At 59.6% G+C, this 22,103-nt stretch carries 18 protein-coding genes and 1 pseudogene; 8 read left to right on the top strand and 11 right to left on the bottom strand.

Going from position 1 to position 22,103, the window contains the following annotated elements; all coding sequences use genetic code 11:
• Positions 1-120: 120 nt before the first annotated feature.
• The 6 genes from ACEN9A_RS04085 to ACEN9A_RS04110 form a co-directional block, all read right to left on the bottom strand.
• Positions 121-1,440 (bottom strand): OprD family porin, encoded by a 1,320-nt coding sequence (locus ACEN9A_RS04085; protein ID WP_258672402.1) that lies wholly within the window; start codon positions 1,438-1,440, stop codon positions 121-123.
• A 194-nt stretch (positions 1,441-1,634) separates the two neighbouring features.
• On the bottom strand, positions 1,635-1,859 hold the full coding sequence (locus ACEN9A_RS04090) for a hypothetical protein (RefSeq protein WP_258672403.1): 225 nt from the start codon (positions 1,857-1,859) through the stop codon (positions 1,635-1,637).
• 282 nt (positions 1,860-2,141) lie between these two features.
• A complete protein-coding gene (locus tag ACEN9A_RS04095; RefSeq protein ID WP_258672404.1) occupies positions 2,142-3,506 on the bottom strand; it encodes a heavy metal sensor histidine kinase in 1,365 nt (454 codons plus the stop codon).
• Complete coding sequence (locus ACEN9A_RS04100) at positions 3,496-4,173, bottom strand: heavy metal response regulator transcription factor (RefSeq protein WP_007943491.1); 678 nt, start codon at positions 4,171-4,173, stop codon at positions 3,496-3,498. The genes ACEN9A_RS04095 and ACEN9A_RS04100 overlap by 11 nt, the downstream gene beginning before the upstream one ends.
• Before the next feature lie 9 nt (positions 4,174-4,182).
• A complete protein-coding gene (locus ACEN9A_RS04105; protein ID WP_258672405.1) occupies positions 4,183-7,284 on the bottom strand; it encodes a multidrug efflux RND transporter permease subunit in 3,102 nt (1,033 codons plus the stop codon).
• The gene (locus tag ACEN9A_RS04110; RefSeq protein ID WP_258672406.1) at positions 7,281-8,441 is read right to left on the bottom strand and encodes an efflux RND transporter periplasmic adaptor subunit; all 1,161 of its coding nucleotides are present in this window, start codon (positions 8,439-8,441) and stop codon (positions 7,281-7,283) included. The genes ACEN9A_RS04105 and ACEN9A_RS04110 overlap by 4 nt, the downstream gene beginning before the upstream one ends.
• A gap of 1,074 nt (positions 8,442-9,515) precedes the next feature.
• On the opposite strand from ACEN9A_RS04110, the gene ACEN9A_RS04115 reads away from it, so the two are divergent.
• The 3 genes and pseudogenes from ACEN9A_RS04115 to ACEN9A_RS04125 form a co-directional block, all read left to right on the top strand.
• Positions 9,516-9,887 carry a DUF6124 family protein gene (locus ACEN9A_RS04115; RefSeq protein ID WP_258672407.1) on the top strand — a complete coding sequence of 124 codons (372 nt, stop codon included), beginning with the start codon at positions 9,516-9,518 and terminating at the stop codon, positions 9,885-9,887.
• Between the two features lie 161 nt (positions 9,888-10,048).
• Positions 10,049-10,306, top strand: coding sequence for a hypothetical protein (locus ACEN9A_RS04120; protein WP_018930146.1), 258 nt, complete (start codon positions 10,049-10,051; stop codon positions 10,304-10,306).
• Positions 10,307-10,445: 139 nt separating this feature from the next.
• Positions 10,446-11,201 (top strand): annotated as a pseudogene (locus ACEN9A_RS04125) (transporter substrate-binding domain-containing protein); the annotation flags it as partial.
• Between the two features lie 55 nt (positions 11,202-11,256).
• Here the strand turns inward: ACEN9A_RS04125 and ACEN9A_RS04130 are convergent.
• The 5 genes from ACEN9A_RS04130 to norR form a co-directional block, all read right to left on the bottom strand.
• A complete protein-coding gene (locus ACEN9A_RS04130) occupies positions 11,257-12,006 on the bottom strand; it encodes a YkgJ family cysteine cluster protein (protein WP_258672409.1) in 750 nt (249 codons plus the stop codon).
• An 83-nt stretch (positions 12,007-12,089) separates the two neighbouring features.
• The gene (locus tag ACEN9A_RS04135; RefSeq protein ID WP_258672410.1) at positions 12,090-12,416 is read right to left on the bottom strand and encodes a hypothetical protein; all 327 of its coding nucleotides are present in this window, start codon (positions 12,414-12,416) and stop codon (positions 12,090-12,092) included.
• Positions 12,417-12,487: 71 nt separating this feature from the next.
• On the bottom strand, positions 12,488-12,946 hold the full coding sequence (locus tag ACEN9A_RS04140; protein WP_258672411.1) for a GNAT family N-acetyltransferase: 459 nt from the start codon (positions 12,944-12,946) through the stop codon (positions 12,488-12,490).
• Between the two features lie 27 nt (positions 12,947-12,973).
• Entirely contained in the window at positions 12,974-13,876 is a 903-nt protein-coding gene (locus tag ACEN9A_RS04145; protein ID WP_018930150.1) for a chemotaxis protein CheV, read from the bottom strand.
• A 189-nt stretch (positions 13,877-14,065) separates the two neighbouring features.
• A complete protein-coding gene (norR, locus tag ACEN9A_RS04150; protein WP_258672412.1) occupies positions 14,066-15,619 on the bottom strand; it encodes a nitric oxide reductase transcriptional regulator NorR in 1,554 nt (517 codons plus the stop codon).
• 147 nt (positions 15,620-15,766) lie between these two features.
• On the opposite strand from norR, the gene hmpA reads away from it, so the two are divergent.
• The 5 genes from hmpA to cyoB all read left to right on the top strand — a co-directional run bounded on the left by hmpA (position 15,767) and on the right by cyoB (position 22,100).
• On the top strand, positions 15,767-16,948 hold the full coding sequence (gene hmpA / locus ACEN9A_RS04155; RefSeq protein WP_258672413.1) for an NO-inducible flavohemoprotein: 1,182 nt from the start codon (positions 15,767-15,769) through the stop codon (positions 16,946-16,948).
• 249 nt (positions 16,949-17,197) lie between these two features.
• A complete protein-coding gene (locus ACEN9A_RS04160; protein WP_258672414.1) occupies positions 17,198-17,758 on the top strand; it encodes an ester cyclase in 561 nt (186 codons plus the stop codon).
• Between the two features lie 25 nt (positions 17,759-17,783).
• Positions 17,784-18,293, top strand: a complete 510-nt coding sequence (locus tag ACEN9A_RS04165) for a disulfide bond formation protein B (RefSeq protein WP_019582334.1) — start codon at positions 17,784-17,786, stop codon at positions 18,291-18,293.
• A gap of 828 nt (positions 18,294-19,121) precedes the next feature.
• On the top strand, positions 19,122-20,066 hold the full coding sequence (gene cyoA / locus ACEN9A_RS04170; protein ID WP_026286728.1) for a ubiquinol oxidase subunit II: 945 nt from the start codon (positions 19,122-19,124) through the stop codon (positions 20,064-20,066).
• Between the two features lie 3 nt (positions 20,067-20,069).
• Positions 20,070-22,100: a cytochrome o ubiquinol oxidase subunit I gene (cyoB, locus tag ACEN9A_RS04175; protein ID WP_018930157.1), complete on the top strand. Its 2,031-nt coding sequence runs from the start codon at positions 20,070-20,072 to the stop codon at positions 22,098-22,100.
• Positions 22,101-22,103 lie beyond the last annotated feature (3 nt).

The following is a 22,103-nucleotide window of genomic DNA, read 5'->3' on the forward strand; positions in this document are numbered from 1 at the left end:
TGAAAGTGCTTTTACAAGAATCGGGCAGAGTCCCAGAAACCGGTCGCGTCCAGCGCGCCTATATAAATCCCGGATAAAAAAAAGGCCAGCAAAACATGCTGGCCTTTTGCTAATAGAAGCTTAGAAGACATTCAGCGGGTAGTCGACAATTACCCGGTATTCATCCGTGTCCTGATCCAGCGCACCGTAACCATTGCCGCCACGGTTAGACGCCCATTGCAGACGCATCGCCAGGTCTTTGGCCTTGCCGCCCTGGACCACGTACTTGAGATCGATGTCTCGCTCCCAATGCCTGGCGTTTCTGCCGTCGGCGCTGTACCACGAGGCGTAACCGCGGCTGTCCGGATCGACCTTGGTCAGGTCCAGTTCACCCCGTGAGTAGGACACCGCCGAGGTCAGGCCGGGCATGTCGAGGCCAGCAAAGTCGTAGGCGTACTTGAGTTTCCACGAGCGCTCATTCGGACCGTTGAAGTCCGAATACTGCTGGGAGTTGTCGAGATAAATGCTGTCGCCCTGGCTGATGTAATCGAACGGCGTGTTGCCGTTGACCCGCTGATAGGCGGCGGTGACGCTGTGATTGCCCACGCCAATGGTGAAATGCAGGCTGTAGGTGTTGTTGTCGATGTTGCCCAGCAGTGCATCGCCGGTGTCTTGCGTGTGATAGAAGTGCAGGCCCGGGTTGAGGCTGACCAAGTCATTCAGCGCATAGGTGTAATCCAGGTCGTAGTAGTACTGGTTCCAGATGTCCTTGAGTTCGGCCGCATACAGGCTGCTGGTCAGGCCCGGCAGGCCGCTCCAGGCCACGCCGGCCCAATTCAAATGCCGGCTTTCATCGCCATCGGCCAGGCTGCCATAGGACGTGCCGATGCGGGTGTGGCCGCTCTGGTTGTAGAGTTTGGTGAAGCTGGCCTGACCACCCTCGATCATCAACCCGTCGACACTGTGGTTGGTCAGGCTGACGCCGCGAAAGGTCTGCGGCAGCATGCGGGTTTCGCCACCGGCGATCACCGGGTTGGCAAGGAACAGGTCGCCGGCCTTCAATTCGGTATCGAAGGCCCGCATTTTCAGGGTGCCGCCAGCCGTGGAAAACGAGCCCGGTGCCTTGCCGTTGCCATCGCTGATCGGCAGGATGCTCGACCCGTCGGTGCCACCGCCGCCGTCGAGCTTGAGCCCGAGCATCGCGTGGGCATCAACGCCGAAACCGACGGTGCCCTGGCTGAAGCCCGATTCGAAGCGGCCGAGAAAGCCCTGACCCCATTCGATGTTGTCATCGGCCTTTTGCAGGCGATTGCGGTTCATGTAGTAGTTGCGGGCATTGAGGTTGAGGCTCGATCCATCGACAAAGCCTTCGCGGCTGGATTCGTCGTCGGCCTGCGCGTTGTTGGCCATCGTTGCAGTGATTGCAATGAACAGCGGACTGAATCTGAGAGGGAAGCGCACGTGCGGTAAAGCTCCTTGGGTCAACTAAGTATTTCATTGTTTTGAAGTGCGGATGTTTGTTGTCAGGGAAGACGAACGGCAGGGGTTTAAAACCACCACGAAAAAAAGCCGCTGATAGCAGCGGCTTTGAAGACAACTTTTCAAAGGGAAGAGCCGATGAAAAGTGTCGAGGGAAACAGAGCGATACGTATGGATCAGCTGTCTTTCTCAACCCGTGGCTGGGCTTGAGTGCTCGACGCTTGAGGGGTTTGCGCAGCCTCTTGGGCCTTGGCTGTCAGTTCGTTTTGATACTGTTCGTAGGCCTTGGCGCGTTCGGCATTTTGTGCGACGAATGTCTGCGACTCTTCAGCCATGGCGAACGGAGACAGAAGCAAGGACGACAAAACGAAAGCGCTGGCAATACCCATACTGTTGGACATCTTTTGAACCTTCTTGCTTGGCAAGTGCTGTTTGATGGGGCAACGATAAGGGGCTTGGGCGAGGGGAAAAAGAGTGGATTGCATAAAGGACTGTTGCGCTAAAAGTAACAGTCCGCAGTTGCAAGTGTCTTGGCTTTTTTTGTGGCGAGGGAGCTTGCTCCCGCTCGGCTGCGCAGCAGTCGTAATCGGAGTATGTGGTCTGTCTGATTGAATGTAGTCGTATTTTTGGGGCCGCTTCGCAGCCCAGCGCGAGCAAGCTCGCTCGCCACAGGGAGTGGGGGGTCAGACTGGAAGGTGAATGCCGAATGTATTCATCCCATGATCACTGCGCACAAACACATCCCCGCCATGCATCAGCGCAATCGCCTTGACGATCGCCAACCCCAGGCCATGGTTGTTGCCGCTGTTACTGCGTGACGCATCGACCCGGTAGAAGCGTTCGAACAGGCGCGGCAGATGCTCACTGGCAATCGGCGATCCCGGGTTGGCGACGCCGATGCTCACTTGGTGCTCTTCGACTTCGATCCGCACCTGAATCACTTGCCCGGGCGCGGTGTGCTGCACCGCGTTGCTCAGCAAGTTGATCAACGCCCGGCGCAGATGTGCGATCTCGATTCGCACCTGCGCGTCGCCACTGACCTCGACCTGAACCTGTGCATCCTCAAGAATGAAATCCAGGTACTCCAGCGTCGTCGCCACTTCGTCGGCCAGCGAGGTGGACGTCAGTTGGGTGGCCTTGCTGCCCTGGTCGGCGCTGGCGAGGAACAGCATGTCGTTGATGATCGAGCGCAGCCGTTCGAGCTCTTCGAGGTTCGATTGCAGCACTTCGAAATAGTGTTCGGCTGAACGCCCGCGTGTCAGTGCAACCTGGGTCTGGCCGATCAGGTTGGTCAGCGGCGAGCGCAGTTCATGGGCCACGTCGGCATTGAACGATTCCAGCCGCGAGTAGGCCTGTTCCACCCGTTCCAGTGTGGCGTTGAACGAGCTGACGAACTGATCGAGCTCCGGGGGCAATGGCGACAATTGCAAGCGCCCGGACAGCCGTGGTGGCGCCAGGCGCTGGGCTTCCTGCGACAACTTGATCAGCGGTTTGAGGCCGATCCGCGCCACCCAGTAACCGAGTAGCGAGGCCAGCAATACCCCAATGATCGCCAGGCTGATCAGGGCGATCAGCAAGTGGTGCTGCGTCTCGTAAAAGGTTTCGGTGTCGATGCCGATCATGAAGCGCAGCGGTGGGCGCTGGTCCTTGGCTGGCAACTCGGTTAGCAGCACTTTCAGCGGGTACGGATGGTCGGGTAATTCCATGTCGCGCATGCCCAATGGGCCTTGGGCGAACGCGCGGATCGACGCGTCGGGTTGGCCGTATTCATAACCGGGATTACCGCTGACCACCCAAAAGCGAATGCGCTTGTCTTCTTCGCTCAGCAGCTTGAGCTTGGCGTTGATCTTCACCCAATGCTCGGGCGTGCCGTAACGGTTGAGCGCCGATTCGAGCACGCTGTAGCGGGCATCGAGCTCGGCTTCGGGCAGCAGGCCCAAGCCCTTGTCGACCTGTTGATACAGCGCACCGCCGATCAACAGGAACACCAGCAGCGCCACCAGCGTAAACATCCCGCTCAGGCGCAGCGCGATGGAATTACTGGACACCACGGCTCTCCAGCACATAACCCATGCCACGAATCGTGTGCAGCAATTTCTCGTCGAACGGCCCATCGAGCTTGGCCCGCAGGCGTTTGATCGCGACTTCGACCACGTTGGCGTCGCTGTCGAAATTGATATCCCAGACCATCTCGGCGATGGCGGTTTTCGAGAGGATTTCCCCTTGTCGCCGCGCCAGTACGCTGAGCAGCGAAAACTCCTTGGCGGTCAGGTCCAGACGGGTGCCGGCGCGGGTGGCTTTGCGGCTGATCAAATCTATCCACAGGTCGGCGATGCTCACCTGCACCGGCTCATGGCCACCGCTGCGACGGGTCAGCGCTTGCAAACGCGCTACCAGTTCGAGGAAGGAAAACGGTTTGCCGAGGTAGTCGTCGGCGCCATCGCGCAGGCCTTTGATGCGGTCTTCAACCCGCTCGCGGGCGGTGAGCATGATCACCGGGGTTTGCTTGCGCGCACGCAAGGCCCGCAGCACGCCAAAACCGTCGAGGCCCGGCAGCATGACGTCGAGGACAATCACCGCGTAGTCGCTTTCCAGCGCCAGGTGCAGGCCTTCGACGCCATCGCGGGCCACATCCACGGTGTAGCCCTGTTCCGTCAAACCACGGTGTAGATAATCCGCGGTTTTTTCCTCGTCTTCGATAATCAGAACGCGCATGACCCCGCCTCAGTCTGTGGTCACCAGCACCGGCTGCTGTGCTGGTGTGGGTCTATGAAATAGCCGCTCAAGCCACAAGTATATGACCGGCGTAGTGAACAGCGTCAGCGCCTGGCTCACCAGCAAGCCGCCGACCACCGCAATACCCAATGGCTGACGCAGTTCGGCGCCGGTGCCGTAGCCGATCATCAACGGCAAGGCGCCGAGCAGGGCGGCAAGCGTGGTCATGATGATCGGCCGGAACCGTGTAAGGCAGGCCTCATGGATCGCCTCCAGCGGTGGCAGGCCACGGTTGCGCTGGGCATCCAGCGCGAAGTCGATCATCAGAATGCCGTTCTTCTTGACGATGCCGATCAGCAACACCAGCCCGATCAGCGCCATGATCGAAAAGTCCTGGCCAGAGATCCACAGCATGATCACCGCCCCGAGCCCCGCCGAGGGCAGGGTCGAGATGATCGTCAGCGGATGCACGAAGCTCTCGTACAGCACGCCAAGAATGATGTACACCGCCACCAACGCCGCCAGAATCAACCACGGCTGGCTGGCCAGCGAACTCTGGAACGCCTGGGCCGCGCCCTGGAAGTTACCGCTGATGGCGGCCGGCATACCGATGTCAGCCTTGGCCTGGTTGAGCATGATCACCGCATCACCCAACGCCACGCCGGATGCCAAGTTGAATGACAGGTTGGCCGCCGGGAACATCCCGTCGTGAGCGATGGACAGCGGGCCGATGGTCGGTGCATCGAATTTCGCCAGGGCCGACAGCGGCACCATTTCCCCACTCAGCGGCGAGCGCAGGTAGAAATAGTTGAGGCTTTCGGCCTTGCCGCGCTGTTTGGTGTCCAGTTCCAGAATCACGTTGTACTGGTTGGTCTGGGTCTGGAATTCATTGATTTGCCGCTGACCGAAGGCGTCGTACAGCGCCTCGTCGACATCGCTGGCGGTCAGGCCGAAACGCGCCGCGGCGCTGCGGTCGATGCTGATGTGGGTGATGCTGCCGCCCAGTTGCAAGTCGTTGGAAATGTCGCGGAACGCCGGGTTGCTGCGCAGTTTTTCCGTCAAGCGCTGGGTCCAGGTACTCAGGAGGGCACCGTCGTTGCTCTTGAGCACATATTGGTACTGGGCGCGGCTCGGGCCGGAGCTGAGGTTGATGTCTTGCCCGGCGCGCAGGTACAGCACGATGCCCGGGACTTTCATCAGTTGCGGGCGAATCCGGTCGATGAACTGGCTGGCGGACACATCGCGGTCGCCACGTTTTTTCAGCGAAATCCAGAAGCGGCCGTTGGCGATGGTCTGGTTGCTGCCTGAAACGCCGACCGAGTGCGAGAACGTCTCGACGGCGGGGTCGGCGGCGACGATTTCGGCCATCGCCAAGTGTTTTTTCACCATGTCGCCGTAGGAAATATCTGCAGCTGCTTCGGTGGTGCCGAGGACGAATCCGGTGTCCTGTATCGGGAAGAAGCCTTTGGGGATGAAGATGTAACCGGCAATGGCCAGCCCCAGCGACAGGCCGAACACACCGATCATCAATGTCTGATGGGCGAGGGCGCGGCGCAGGCCCTTATCGTACAGCGCCAGCAAGCGCTCGCCGAAACCCGGCTTGCTGTGGGCATGATGCACCGGTGCGCGCATGAACAGCGCGGCCAGCGTCGGTGCCAGGGTCAGGGACACCACCACCGAAATCAGGATGGTCGAGGTCGCGGTCAAGGCGAACTCCTTGAACAGCCGCCCGACCACGCCGCCCATGAACAGCAGCGGAATGAACGCCGCCACCAGCGAGAAACTGATCGAGACCACGGTAAAACCGATCTCGCCGGCGCCTTTGATCGCCGCCTCGCGCATGCCGTCGCCGGCCTCCAGGTGCCGGTGAATGTTTTCCACCACCACAATCGCATCGTCGACCACAAACCCGACGGACACCACGATCGCCACCAGCGTCAGGTTATTCAGGCTGAAGCCCATGATGTACATCAGGGCGAAACTGGCAGTCAGCGACACACCGAGCACCGCTGTCACGATCAGGGTCGCCGACAGTTGCCGCAGGAACAGCGCCATCACCGCCACCACCAGCAGGATCGCGATCAGCAGGGTGACTTCCACTTCATGCAGCGAGGCGCGGATGGTCTGGGTGCGGTCGATCAACACCTTGACCTGCACCGAGGCCGGCAACATGGCATTCAGCGTCGGCAGGGCCGCTTGAATACGATCAACGGTCTCGACGATGTTGGCGCTCGGTTGCCGGAAAATCACCAGGTTCACCCCCGGCTGGCCGTCAGCCCAGGCCTGGATGTAGGCATCTTCTGAACCGTTGACCACTTTGGCCACGTCCTTGAGATGAACTGGGGCACCGTTCTTGTAGGAAACGATGAGTTGGCTGTAATCCTCGGGGTGGAACAACTGGTCGTTGGTGGACAGGGTCGAGATGCTCGACTCGCCGTACAACGCACCTTTGGCCTGGTTGAGGCTGGTTTGCTGGATCGCCAGGCGAATGTCCGCCAGGGTCAGGCCAATGGCGGCGAGTTTGTCCGCCGAGGCCTGCACGCGAATCGCCGGACGTTGCTGACCGGTGATATTGACTTGGCCTACACCGTCGATCTGACTGATCTGACGGGCGAGCAGGGTTTCTACCAGATCGCTGAGTTCGGTGCCGGGCATTTGCGGTGAATTGATGCTGAGGATCAGCACCGGGCTGTCGGCCGGGTTGACCTTGCGCCAGGTCGGCAGGTTCGGCATGTCTTTGGGCAGTTTGCCGGCGGCGGTGTTGATCGCGGCCTGGACTTCCTGGGCGGCGGTGTCGATGCTTTTGTCGAGGGTGAATTGCAGGGTCAGGATTGTTGAGCCCAAGGCGCTGCTCGAGGTCATCTGGGTTACGCCGGGGATGGCGCTGAATTGCACTTCAAGCGGCGTGGCCACCGATGAGGCCATGGTCTCCGGGTTGGCGCCGGGCAGCTGCGCGGCCACCTGAATGGTCGGGAATTCCGCTTCCGGCAGTGGCGCAATCGACAGTCGCGGGAAGGCGATGACGCCGAGCAATATAAGGGCAAAGGTCAGCAGGACCGTCGCCACCGGATGATCGATGCACCACGCGGAAATGGAACCGTGGCCCTTCATGGTTTTGGCTCCGATTGGACCACTTGCGGTGGCTCGCTCAGTACCTGAACCGTCGAGCCGGGTTTGAGCCTCGATTGGCCGTCGCTGACCAGCACGTCGCCCGGTTTAACGCCTTTGATAATGTCCTGGCCGCTGCCTTGATAGACCATTTGCACCTGCACGGCTTCGACCTTGTCGCCGTTGACCCTGTACACGAAATGTTGATCGAGCCCGCGTTGTACGACCGTGGGCGGCACCACCAGCGCATTTTTATCCAGCGCTGTCTGAATCTTTACCGTCACCAGCAGGCCCGGCCAGAGTTTCTGTGCGGGGTTGGCGAATTCGGCCTTGGCGCGGATGGTGCCGGTGTTGGCGTTGATCTGGTTGTCGATCAGGGTCAGGTGACCTTCGCCCAGCAGGTTGCCGGTTTCACCGTCAGTGTCGGCGCCGATGTAAGCCTTGACCGGTGCTTGCTGTGGATTGTTGATCAGGCCTTGCAGGGTCGGCAGCATTTGCTGCGGCAGGGAAAACTCCACGGCGATCGGGTCGATCTGGGTCACTGTGAACAAGCCTTGGGTGTCGGTCATGCGCAGGAAGTTGCCTTCATCCACCGTGCGAATACCAACGCGACCGGTGACTGGCGAGCGAATCTGTGTGTAGGAAAGCTGTACCAGAGCGGCGTCGATCGAGGCCTGATTGCCTTGGGCGGTGGCTTTGAGTTGGTTGACCAGGGCTTGTTGCTGGTCGTAGGTCTGCTTGGACACGCCGTCGTCGACACTGAGCAGTTTGTAGCGTTTGAGGTTGACCTGGGCCACTTGCAGTTGCGCCTGGCTTTCGCCCAGTTGCGCCCGGGCCTGGTCGAGGCTGGCGCGGATCGAGCGGTCATCGAGGGTGGCCAGCAGGTCGCCCTGGTTCACCAGTTGGCCTTCCTTGACCAGCAGTTTGGTGAGGATGCCGTCGATTTGCGGGCGCACGACCACGCTGTGCAAGGACAACACCGAGCCGATGCCGCTGACGTAGCAGGGCACATCTTTTTCAGCGACGCTGACCACCCGCACGGGGATGGCGCTGGGGGCGGCCAGTTTGGCGGTGGTGGGTTTGGTGGCGTACCAAACGCCCGTCGCTGCCAAGGCGATCAGAAGGGCGGCGAGCAGGGCGGTTTTTTTCTGAATTCGCATGCGAGTGGGGCGCCGGGCTGAGTGGTCTGGTTTTGTCAGGTTTATACCTTCCTTTATAAACCTGTTCGCCGGTCAGGAGCGTGACTGGTAACTGACGGCGCTGTCAGTTTGGACCGGGATCTTGTTTTGATCTTGGCGGCCTTATAGCCGACCAAGCTCTTACTTACGGAGTACATATCCATTTCTGCGGTAACGGCAGCTGGCGGTTTCGCCCTTACGGCGACTCCCTTTTTTACAAGCGCCTAAAAAAGGAAGCAAAAAACGCTCGCCCCAAGCGTCCGGCCCCTCGCTAAGGCTCGGGGTTCCTTCGCTCCGGTATCCATCTGGGGGCATCGCCCTACGGTTGGCTTCGCTTCAACCTACATGCGATGGGTTCGACTGCGTCGAACGGCGCTGCGCGCCAATCCCCAGATGAACACCTGCGCTCAGCCTCCCGAAGGGGCGGGTGAATCAAGATCAAAAGCGGCAGGCGAGCTAACGCTCGACCTGTTGAGTGGTGAAGGGCAGAGGTGTGCGCCGCTTCACCGTAGGAGCGAGCGGTGCGGCGATCCGACTTGCCCGCGAAGGCGGCCTGACAGCCGACCAATCCATAGCGGGTGTACACAAACCTATGTAGGAGCTGCCGAAGGCTGCGATCTTTTGACGTTGGTTTTCAAGATCAAAAGATCGCAGCCTTCGGCAGCTCCTACGCAAAGCGGTGTCAGGCGTGGGTTGTGGGGCGCAATGCCTTCCGCGTTCCGCTTTTGAATGTTTAATCGATGTGTCAGAACGCAGACCTTTCCCACACATCTTTCAGGTTGTCCGTCGGAAGCGGGCTCTCTAGTCTTTGGCTGTCGCTGACAATTCAGCGACCGGGCGTGAGATCCCCGGCAATTAGTATGCATCTAGCGCCAATACCACCATAATTGGCGCCAGCTTATCCGCTGCCTGTAAATGCGTTATGGCAGCTGTGTGCGGGCAGACTTCGGTCTGGCCGGTTGCCTGCTACCGGTGGATCTCACTCTGCACATAGCTGCCACCTCTTCGTCGCTTGAGATCCGGCGAGTGGTGGCACCCATTCCAGCAGGAGTTTCCATGGATAAGTTAGTCCCCGATCCACCCTTCAACACCACCACCACACCCACCGCCGAAGCCTCGCGCGCCGAAGAATTACTCAAAGACCGCGAAGCCATAAAACGCGCCCTCGACTACTACCTCGATCCCCCAACGCCCTACACCGAAAAAAAACGCCGCCCCAGCACCATGTTCATGGTCGCCCCGAATATGGATACCGAAAGCCTCTTGGCCCACGCCTACGAATCGTTAGCCACGGCGAGTGTCCTGGCCAGCGATTTCTCCAACGACCTGACTGGCCCGCAGCGCTACACGGCGCTGGCGATTCAACAGAGCATCATGCTGGCGGAGCTGGCGGTGAACCGGGCGCTGGATAACGTCGATCCGGCGTAGACTGCGTTATCGTTCATCGCGAGCAGGCTTGCGATGGCGGTTGGTCAGTCGGCACAAAACCCGACTGACCAGCTGCAGCCTGCAGCCTCCGACACAGGTATACTGCCGCCTTTCGTGGCTCGCCTACCGGGCCCGACTCTTTAGCATCACCCGGAGCTTTCATGACTTCCCCGACACAACCGCCGGTTGCCGACGCTTTGCGCGACGACCAGGCAGACCTGCCCGACAGCGTCGACTCCAGCGCCGACAGCGAAACCAAAGCGGCGATCCCGGCGTTCAAGTTTCCGTTCAAGCCGGGCGAACTGGCCGCCGCGAAGAGCGCCAGCCAGCCTTGGTACAAGAATGGCGCCAAGAACGGCCACACCAAGACCCCGGGCGCAGCGCCTCCCGGCACTCGTCGTTCGATGGGCAAACGCTGACCGCCAGGCGTTTTTTGTCGGTAGCAGTTCCTTCTGTCATTGAGACAATTCCCACAAGGATGAGCGATTTGTCCTCTGGGAAGTCGGTGACCACTCATCAAAGATTCATGTCCCTGAATGCTTGATGACGGTCACCGAAATGCCTTTGGTAAAAATCTTCTCCCTGTTGTCGCTGGTGGTCCTGACCGCCGGCTGTGTTTCGTCTGCGGCCAATCCACAGATCCGTTTCGGGGTCGAGGCCCTGGTTCCCCCCTTCGAGAGTCGCAACGACAAAGGTGAGCTGGTCGGATTGAACATCGAACTGGGTAATGCGCTATGCGCCGAGCTCAAAAAACGCTGTGTCTGGGTTGATCAGGATTACGCCACCAACATCCCGGCCCTGGAGGCCAACCATTTCGATGTGATCATGCCCATGACGGCAACGCCGGCGCGTCGAGAACGGCTCGACTTCACCGATAATCTTTATCCCTTGAACAGCCGTCTGGTGGCGCGTACAGGGGCGAATCTGCAGCCGGATGCGCAATCGCTCAAAGGCAAGCGTGTCGGCGTTCTGACAGGCACCAGCCGTGAGGCGTTCGCCAAGGCCCGTTGGGCTCCGGCGGGAGTGACGGTGCGCAGTTTCAATTTCAACAGTCAACTGATAGCCAGCCTGCTGGCGGGTGAGATCGACGTGACCCTGCAAGACTCGATTGAGATCACCCAGGCGTTTTTAAGTCAGCCTCAGGGGCAAGGATTTGATTTTTCCGGGCCTGCGCTCAAGGACCCCATGCTGGGCAGTGGCGTGGCGATGGCTGTGCGCCAATCCGACACCGCCTTGCGCGATGAGCTGAATGCGGCCCTTGAGCGTCTCAAGCAGAATGGCCAGTACCAGGCGATTACCGGGCGTTACCTGCCTCGCTAAGAGGTTAAAAAAACCGCTGCGCAAGGACACTGCGCGGCGGTTTGGCGGTTCAGGCCGCCCGCAACGAAATAAACGCATAGTTCAGCGGCGCTTCAGTCACCACCTGCGCCCCGGCCGCCAGCACTTGCCCGGCGATATCATCGCCAGACACATGAAACAGCCATTCACCGCCCGCCCCGGCCTGCGATTGCTGCGCCACCTGATCGATCACCATGGCAAACGCGGTCATGTCCGGCAGATAAGCGGTAAACCCATCGCCCTTCAGCGCTGTCGTTCGAATCCCCAATAGCGCGCAAATCGCATCCTTGGCCTGAATCTCGTCGCGATCCGCCTGGCGGGAGCGCTGGATCAATCCTGCCAATTCCTGATCGACCAGTTCACCGCCAACAATCAGATCCGGGCCTTTTTCCCATGACTCGGGCGGGCAATCCTTTGTTGCCGGGTTGAGCGGGATATGCGGGTTGATTTCCATCGGATAGATGCGGCACACCAGCGGGCGGCGTTCGTAGATGCGGCAGAGGTTGTCTTCGTCAAGATTCCGGCAGGGGCCGACGTTGTAGGCGGCGAAGGTGATCGCCACGTGCGCTTCGCAGGTGCCGCTGCGAACCAGCGCCGAACGGCGTTCGGCGTGTTCGCGTTGTTGTGCTGGCAGGCCCAGGCCGTTGGCGAGAAAGGCTTCCACCAGCACGATCACCTGGCCGCCATCGGCCGCCCACATGCGGGCTTCGGCCAGTGTCAGGGGCACGTGGTGGTCGGTGCAGCATTTGCCACAACCTACGCAGGAAAACGGTGTATTCATTGAACGGCCAGTGACCTGTGAGGGTATGAAACGGCGACAGAAAGCCACCGCAAAGGCCTGTGCCAAAGCAAGTTATGCGCCATTCACTGAGCTTTTGTGGTTGGACGGATGGAGTCCCATTCGGTGACGTAGGCGGTTTTGCTTTTCTTGTTGTAGAGGCACAGCTCGGTGCCTTGCTGGCCTTTCATGTGTTTTTGCGGGTACTGGCCTTGCAGCAGGAGTGCGGCATAACCGACCCGGTCATCGAACTGCGCGGCATTGCCGACGGGTTGGGGGTTTTTCAGGCCGCTGGCCTTGGTGCAACCGGCGAGCACGGCTTTGTCGAAGGCGGCCCAGGCATCGGGGCTGGAGGCGTGGGCCTGGGCGGCGAGGGTGGTGAGACAGAGGAAGGTCAGGGTGGTGGCTTTCATGATCAGGCATCCTTGGCGTGTAGTGGTCAAGGTCGGAGTATGCCTGATGGTTTGCTCGCGAAAGCGGTGTATCAGACAGGCACCGGCTCCCGCCGGACCACATACATCCCGGCACTTTCATACAAACCCCGCGCCCGAAGGTTGTCTTCCCGCACCTTCAAATCCACAAAACCTTCGCGGCGCTGCGCAAACACCTTGAAAGTATGGAGCAGCAGCGCACGGCCAAGTCCGAGGCCTCGAGCACGCGGGTGCACCACCAAATCCTTGATGTAGGCACTGGTCCAGCACTGGGCGACGCCGACGATGCCTTCGGCATCCAGAGCGATGAAGCACAGGGTCGGATCGTACTCAGGATCGGCTTCAAACCGCTGTTGCCAGACTTCCAGCGCCGGTACGCGGCCGCCGCCATCCCGATAGCCCAGTTCCATCAAGTGATGAACGGCTTCGGCAAGTTCGGGACGGTACTCGGTCAGCTCAACGCCATTTGGCCAAGTGGAAAGCGGCACATCCTCAGCGAGGTTGCGCCGCATCAGAAAGCAAAATTCCTCGGCCAACACTCAGTGACCTTGTTCGGCGACGACCCTGGCCGCCTCGATCAGGCACTTGGTCAGTTCTGGCGAGGAGAACTTGGTCAGCACCCCGTTGGCCCCGGCCAGTCGAGCCTTCTCGCTGTTCATCGCGCTGTCCAGCGAGGTGTGCAGCAACACGTAGAGGTGCGAGAAGTCCGGGGTTTCGCGCAAGGTGCGGGTGAAGGCATAGCCGTCCATCTCCGACATTTCGATGTCCGAGACGATCAGGTTGATCTGCTGGGCGGTGCCTTGCAGGTCCAGCAGACAATCGATGGCTTCCTTGGCACTGCGCGCAGTGTGGCATTGCAGGCCGAGGTTGCGCAGGGTGTGCACCGATTGTTGCAGGGCGACCTGGCTGTCATCGACCACCAGAATCCGTGCATTGCCCAGTACTTCAGCCTCTTCCATGCTCAGTTCGGTCGGGGCCATTTCGATCTGCGCCGGCGCAATGCCGTGGATGACCTTTTCGATATCCAGTACTTGCACCAGGGTGCCGTCGACCGACGTCACGCCGGTGATGTACGAGCGCACGCCGCCAGAGCCGAAGGGTGGTGGGCGGATGTCGGTGGTCAGGCAGTGGACGATCTTGCTCACCGCCTGAACGTGCAGGCCCTGTTTGGAGCGGCTGACGTCGGTGACGATCAGGCAGCCACCGTTCGGGTCTTCCAGCGGTCGTTCGCCGATGGCGCGGCTCAGGTCGATCACCGACAACGACGCGCCGCGCAGGGTGGCGATGCCTTTGACGTGGGGATGCGACTCCGGCAGCTTGGTCAGCGGCGGGCAGGGGATGATTTCGCTGACTTTCAGCAGGTTGATCGCCATCAGCTTGCCGCTGCGCAAGGTAAACAGCAGAAGCGAAAGTGAATCTGCGCGGGCTTTGTTGGAAGACATAAAAACCTTCTGTGGAAAAGGTGAGGCGATTATGAGCATCGCCAACAGCTATCGATGCCGGGTTATCGACTTGTTATAGGCTGGCTTTAGCACCAATAAAGGTTGGGTAGATCAAAAGATCGCAGCCTCCGGCAGCTCCTACAGGGAAATGCGATCGGCGTAGGAGCTGCCGAAGGCTGCGATCTTTGCTTATTTCATACCCAGCCGCTTGGCCATCCGCCCCAGGTTCGCCCGATCCAGACCCAACTCCCGCGCCGCGCTGGCCCAGTTGTGGTGGTGCCGTTCCAGGCAAGCGCTGATCAGTTGGCGCTGATAGTGCTCGGTGGCTTCACGCAAATCCCCTGGAATCAACTCTGCTACCGGCGCAGCGACCACGGGTTCCGCTGCCTGTTCTACGCCGCTATTGGGCAAATCCAGATCCGCCGCGCTCAAGCTGAGAATCTTTGGCCGTTGCGTGCAATTACCCAGCGCCTTCAACGCGCTGCGGCCAATCAAGTGCTCAAGCTCCCGCACGTTCCCCGGCCAACCATACCCCAACAATGCCGCTTGGGCATCGCTGGTCAGGCGCAGGCTGTTGAGGCCCATGCGTGAGCGGTTTTGCTCCAGGAAGTAGCCGCTGAGCAACAGCACATCCCGACCGCGATCTCGCAGCGCAGGCACCAGCAACGGGTAAACGCTCAGGCGATGATAGAAGTCGGCGCGGTAGCGGCCGCTGCGTACTTCCTCGGCCAGGTCGCGGTTGGTCGCCGCGATCAGCCGCACGTCGACCTGATGTTCCTTGTCCGACCCCAGCCGCTGCAATTGCCCGCTCTGCAGCACCCTGAGCAATTTGGCCTGCACCGCCAGCGACAGTTCGCCCACTTCATCGAGGAACAACGTGCCGCCATTGGCCAGTTCGAACTTGCCGCGACGATCGTTCATCGCGCCGGTGAAGGCGCCACGCACATGGCCGAACAGTTCGCTCTCCACCAGGGTGTCCGGCAGGGCGGCGCAGTTGAGGCTGATGATTGGTTTGTCGGCCCGGGGCGACGCGGCGTGAATGGCCTGCGCCACCAGCTCTTTGCCGACCCCAGTTTCGCCAGTGATCAGCACCGTCAGATCGCTGCCGCCCACCAGGTTGATCTCTTCCACCAGGCGTTTGTAAGCCTTGCTCTGGCCGATCATTTCGCGGCTCTGCTGGCCGCTGGCCTGTCGGTAAACCTCGGCGCGTTGATGTTCGTCTTCGGCGCGATTGGCCAGCCGTTCGATGCGCTCGGCGGCGTTTACGGTGGCGGCGGCGAGGCTGGCGAAGGCTTGCAGGGCGTCCAGTTCGATCGGTTCAAAACGTTCAGGGTCAAGGGCGTCGAGGGTCAGCAAACCCCACGGGCGCTCGTCGATAAACAGCGGGCAGCCCATGCAGTCGTGGACTTCCAAATGCTCGTGCAGGCCATCGACCAGGCCGTCATAAGGGTCGGGCAAGTCGCTGTCGGCGGCGAAGCGGGTCGGGCCGGGACTGCTGAGCAGCACTTCGAAGCGCGGGTGTTCGCTGATCTTGAAGCGTCGGCCGAGGGTATCGGTGCTCAACCCGTCCACGGCCAGCGGCACCAGCCATTCGCCGTCGAGTCGCAGCAGGGCGGCGGCGTCGCAAGGGAGCAGGGCGCGCATGGCTTCGAGCAGGCGCCGATAGCGCTCGCCTTCGGGTAGCTCGCGGGACAGGTCGGAGACCAGGGGCAGCAGGGTCGTGAGCAGTAATTTTGCAGTCATAATGACTCCGTGTAGTCGCTATGACTATAAATCGATGTGTGTCGATATGACTACTTTGTTTTTAACTGTTTGATTTATAAGGTTTTAATTGTTGGCATGGAAACTGATAAGCAAAGGGTATTCATATAAAGCCCAGGAGTTGCTCTTATGCTTAGCGTTCAAGACCGTGCCATCATCAAATCCACCGTGCCGCTGTTGGAAAGCGGTGGCGAAGCGTTGATCACTCACTTCTATCGCATGATGCTCTCCGAATACCCGGAAGTCCGCCCGCTGTTCAACCAGGCCCACCAGGCCAGCGGCGATCAGCCTCGCGCCTTGGCCAACGGTGTATTGATGTACGCGCGGCACATCGATCAGCTCGATCAGTTGGGCGACCTGGTGGCCAAGATCATCAACAAGCACGTGGCCCTGCAAATCCTCCCGGAACATTACCCGATCGTGGGCAGCTGCCTGTTGCGGGCAATCTCTGAAGTACTGGGCGACGAAATTGCCACGCCTGAAGTGATGAGCGCCTGGGGCGCGGCCTACAACCAACTGGCCGAAATCCTGATCGGTGCCGAAGCCAGTATCTACGACCAGAAAGCCCAGGCACCGGGCGGCTGGCGCGGCGCGCGGGAATTCATCGTGGCGGCCAAAGTCGAGGAAAGTTCGGAAATCACTTCGTTCTACTTCGAGCCGGCGGATAAAGGGCCGATTCTCGCGGCCGAGCCCGGCCAGTACATCGGCATGAAATTGATCCTCGATGGTGAGGAAATCCGGCGTAACTATTCGCTGTCGGCGCTGGCGAACAAGGGCCAGTACCGCATCAGCGTCAAGCGCGAAACTGGTGGCCGCGCCTCCAACCATTTGCACGATCAACTGCACGTCGGCGCGAGCATCATGCTGTTCCCGCCAGCGGGCGACTTCACCCTGACCGCCAGCGACAAACCGCTGGTGCTGATCAGTGGCGGTGTCGGCATCACCCCGACACTGGCGATGCTCGAAGCGGCGCTGGCGACCGAGCGGCCGGTGCACTTTATCCACTGTGCGCGCAATGGCAGCGTGCATGCCTTCCGCGACTGGATCGACGGGCTGGCCGAACGTCATCCGCAGCTCAAGCGCTTCTATTGCTACGCCGAAGACGATGGCGTCAGCCCGGCGGCGGACAAGGTTGGCCTGCTGAGCCAGGAGCAACTCGGCGAGTGGTTGCCGCAGCAGCGCGATGTCGATGCTTACTTCCTGGGGCCTAAAGGCTTCATGTCGGCGATCAAGCGTCACCTCAAGGCCTTGGGTGTGCCGGAGAAACAAAGCCGTTACGAGTTCTTCGGGCCGGCTGCGGCGTTGGAGTAAACGGTTGCGGCGACTCGGGAGACCGAGTCGCCTTCATCGCGGGCAAGCCCGGCTCCCACAGGATTGTTGTCGATCACAAACGTTGTGTACGACATCTATGCTGTGGGAGCCGGGCTTGCCCGCGATAGCGGCACCACGATCCTAATTCGTAAAAAACGCTTAAAGGTTAATCCGTTCTTAACCGGTTTATCGTTTATTCCCCGATGCTGATGATAGGCGCTCGTTCGTTTACATGATCAGGATCGCCCCATGACTCACATCATCTTCTCCTGCCGTTCAACCCTGGCCGGCCTCAGCCTGACCGCTGCGCTGCTGGCGAGTCCCTTTGCTTGCGCCGAGCCAGCCTTGCTCCAGCCGCAATCCCTGATCGTCGATCAGAGCCTGCCCAAGGCGCAGCGCGATTCCATGGAATTGGCCGCCCGGCGTTATGGCAGCTTCTGGAATACCGGGGAGGAGGCGTTGGCCAAGGCGGCCTTGTCGGAACAGTTCGTCGACAAGACCCCGCCCGAAGGCCGGGTTCAGGGGCCAACCGGGCCGCTGCTGGCGTCGAAGTTCTTTCGCGCGGCGGTGCCGGACCTGAGCTGCGAGATCGAACAAATGATCATTGCCGGTGATCGGGTGGTGGTGCATTTGCACTTTCGAGGGCACTTCACCGGCCCGTTCAAGGCTCTCAAAGGTCAGGGCCAGCGTGTAGACTTCCGGGCAACCGATATCTATCAGATCGACAACGGTCGCATCGCGGCCAATTGGCATATCGAAGACAACATCAGCCTGATGCAGCAGCTGCAAGCGCAGCCGCCGGCGAGCTGATCCACGGACACAGAAGGGAAACGCGATGAGCGAGGAAACAATGCGGTTGGGACGTGAACGGCGCTATCTGGTGTTGCTGGGCATCATCTGCCTGGCGCTGATCGGTGGCGCGCTGTACATGCAAGTGGTGCTCGGCGAGGCGCCGTGCCCGCTGTGCATCTTGCAGCGCTACGCATTGCTGTTGATCGCGCTCTTCGCGTTTATCGGCGCGGCGATGCGCACCCGCCGCAGCATCACGCTGTTCGAGGCGTTGGTGGTGATCAGCGCCATCGCAGGCGTCGGGGTGGCCGGGCATCACGTCTATACCCAGCTGTACCCGGAAGTCAGCTGTGGTATCGATGTGCTGCAACCGATCGTCGACGGCCTGCCGCTGGCGAAGATCTTCCCGCTGGGCTTCCAGGTCGACGGTTTCTGCTCCACGCCGTACCCGCCGATCCTTGGTTTGTCCCTGGCACAGTGGGCGCTGACGGCGTTCGTGCTGGTCGTGGTGCTGGTGCCGCTGCTCACTTGGCGTAACCGCAAAGCGCTGCGCTGAGGCCGTCCGCCACAGCGTTGCAGGAAACAAAAAAACGCCCCGGTCCTCGTTGAGAGACCGGGGCGTTTTGCATGTTCAAAGCTCAAATGAAAAGACCTTGATGCGCGACAATTTTGGATGCGGCATGTGTGCGACATGTTGTCACAGCTCGAGTGTCGCAAGTCATTTCAAGACATGGAATCGGGACACCTCAAGGTACCCAAAACAGGCTCTGCAAGCCACTACCTCTTTCAGTGCCAATCAGCCCAAACAGGCAGTTTTAACAGGGGCTGGCGAATTGCCAAAGCCCTTGTCACATAGGGGGTAGAGCAGGGTCTGAGGCGAGCGCAGAGCCCAGGAAGCTGTCTGAACTTCGCGCGGTACACCTACATTTTTTGGTGTTTTTGTTGAGAATTAATTTCGATACCATGGCCCACTTTTGCAAAAACCGTGAATGATTGTTGCTGGAACGGATAAAAATTATTTCGGGATGAGACATGGTTTATGAATCGCTACATATCTACAATCGCCCGCACTGAATTCCCGGCACTGCTCATCCTGACTCAGGCTTATGAGTAGAACAGGGCGTCGAGAAGCCTGATGGCTTCATGCGACCCCCCATTGTCGGTGCCTTCCGACGATCCGCACCAAATGGAATTGGTCTGTAACAAGGCCCTTGACCACGAATTCGAATAAGAACACACCGCAGGCCCAGCAATTGTCGAACCGCGTCTGACGCGCGACGGGCAGGCCCTTATTCAATCCAAGAAAAATGCCAACCCTTGGCAGGGTGAAGTGTTGGCGATCAAAACCCAACTGCATTGCGCAAGCTGCTTTAGAGGTCGTGAGATGAGTAAAAACAGGTACCCCAGACTACTAGGCTTATTGCCGCTGCTCGGCACGTTGTTGCTGGGAGGCTGCAACATGACCTTGCTCGATCCCAAGGGCCAGGTCGGCCTGGATGAGCGAAACCTGATCATCACCGCAACGCTGCTGATGCTGTTGGTCGTCGTGCCGGTCATCGTCATGACGTTCCTGTTCGCCTGGAAATACCGCGCTTCCAACCAGGACGCCGTCTACACGCCAAAATGGTCCCACTCCACCAAGATCGAAATCGCGGTGTGGACTATTCCGGTACTGATCATCATTGCCCTGGGTTATGTCACCTACAAGTCGACCCACGCACTGGATCCTTACAAGCCGCTGGAATCCGACGTCAAGCCGGTCACCATTGAAGTGGTCGCGCTGGACTGGAAGTGGCTGTTCATCTACCCGGAACAAGGCATCGCCACGGTCAACAAGATCGTGTTCCCGGCGCACACCCCGATCAACTTCAAGATCACTTCCGACGCCGTGATGAACTCGTTCTTCATCCCTGCTCTGGGCGGTCAGATCTACGCGATGGCGGGCATGCAGACCAAACTGCACCTGATCGCCAACCAGAACGCTGAAATGGACGGTATCTCCGCCAACTACAGCGGCGCGGGTTTCACCGGCATGAAATTCAAAGCTATCGCCACTTCTCAGGAAGATTTCGACGCCTGGGTAAGCGAAGTCAAAAAGGCACCTAAACAGCTTGAACAAGCTGAATACGCAGCCCTGTCCAAACAAAGCCAGAACAACCCAGTCGAGCTTTACTCCTCGGTCACGCCGAACCTGTTCCAGATCATCGTCGACAAGTACGAAGGCATGAAACCGGGCAAGCCAGTGCACCACGAGAAGAAAGAGCACGAAGTGGCCGCCATGGAAGGAATGGACATGAGTTCGCATTCAGCTGCCGGGGCAGAGGAGTAAACGATGTTTGGTAAATTAAGTTGGGAAGCGGTCCCGTTCCACGAACCGATCGTAATGGTGACCATCGCCATGATCGCGCTCGGTGGTCTGGCACTGTTCGCTGCAATCACCTACTTCAAGAAGTGGACCTATTTGTGGACCGAGTGGTTGACCTCGGTCGACCACAAGAAAATCGGCGTGATGTACATCGTCGTCGCCATGGTCATGCTGCTGCGCGGCTTTGCCGACGCCATCATGATGCGTACCCAGTTGGCCATGGCCACCGAGGGTTCGCCTGGCTACCTGCCACCTGAACACTATGACCAGATCTTCACCGCCCACGGTGTGATCATGATCATTTTCATGGCGATGCCATTCTTCACCGGCCTGATGAACCTTGCAGTGCCGTTGCAGATCGGCGCGCGTGACGTTGCCTTCCCGTTCCTGAACTCCCTGAGCTTCTGGCTGCTGGTTTCCGGCGTGGTGCTGATCAACCTGTCCCTGGGCGTTGGCGAATTCGCCAAGACTGGTTGGGTTGCCTATCCGCCGCTGTCGGGTCTGCAATACAGTCCGGGCGTGGGGATGGATTACTACATCTGGGCGCTGCAGCTATCCGGGCTAGGTACGACGCTGACGGGGGTCAACTTCCTGGCCACCGTGCTGAAAATGCGTACCCCTGGCATGAAGCTGATGGACATGCCGATCTTCACCTGGACCTGCACCTGGGCCAACGTCCTGATCGTGGCTTCGTTCCCGATCCTGACCGCTACCCTGGCTTTGCTGACGCTTGACCGTTACATGGATTTCCACATTTTCACCAATGAACTTGGTGGTAATCCGATGATGTACGTCAACCTGTTCTGGGCTTGGGGTCACCCTGAGGTTTACATCCTGATCCTGCCGGCGTTCGGTATCTTCTCCGAAGTCATCTCGACCTTCACCGGCAAGAAGCTGTTCGGCCACCATTCGATGATCTACGCTTCGGGCGCGATCTCGATCCTGGGCTTCATGGTTTGGCTGCACCACTTCTTCACCATGGGTTCGGGTGCCAGCGTCAACGCCTTCTTCGGTCTGGCGACGATGCTGATTTCCATCCCGACGGGTGTGAAACTGTTCAACTGGCTGTTCACCATCTACCAGGGCCGTCTGCGCTTCACCAGCCAGGTGATGTGGACCCTGGGCTTCATGGTGACCTTCGCCATCGGCGGCATGACCGGCGTACTGCTGGCCATCCCGGGTGCTGACTTCGTACTGCACAACAGCCTGTTCGTGATCGCGCACTTCCATAACGTGATCATCGGCGGCGCGGTATTCGGTTACATCGCAGGTTTCGCCTTCTACTTCCCGAAAGCGTTCGGCTTCAAGCTGCACGAAGGCTGGGGCAAGGCAGCATTCTGGTTCTGGATCTCCGGCTTCTTCGTCGCGTTCATGCCGCTCTATGTACTGGGCTTCATGGGTATGACCCGTCGCCTGAACGCCACCACCAACCCTGAGTGGGTGCCGTACCTGTACGTTGCCATGTTCGGTGCGGTGATGATCGCAGCCGGTATCGCCTGCCAGCTGATCCAGCTGTACGTGAGTATCCGTGACCGCAAGCTGCCGCAGAACATGTGCGAGCACGGCGACCCATGGAATGCCCACACCCTGGAATGGTCGACCTCCTCGCCACCTCCGTTCTACAACTTCGCCGTGCTGCCAAAAGCCGACGTTGTCGACCCGTTCACCGAAGCCAAGGAAAACGGCACCGCGTACAAGGCTCCGACCAAGTACGAGCCGATCCACATGCCAAACAACACCGCGACCGGTGTGGTCATGGGCGCACTGTTGACCGTATTCGGTTTCGCGATGATCTGGCACATCTGGTGGCTGGCAATCGCCAGCCTGGCAGGCACCGTGATCTACTTCGCGATCCACGCGGCCCGTGATGATCAAGGCTACTACGTGCCGGTCGACGTGATCGAGCGCATCGAAGCCGAGCAGCACAAGCGTCTGGTAGCAGCCGGGAAAGTCCCAGCCACCACCACCCGTGTTGAAACCTCGTTGGAACAGGCTTAAACC

The sequence above is a fragment of the Pseudomonas sp. Pseusp18 genome, assembly GCF_059506005.1.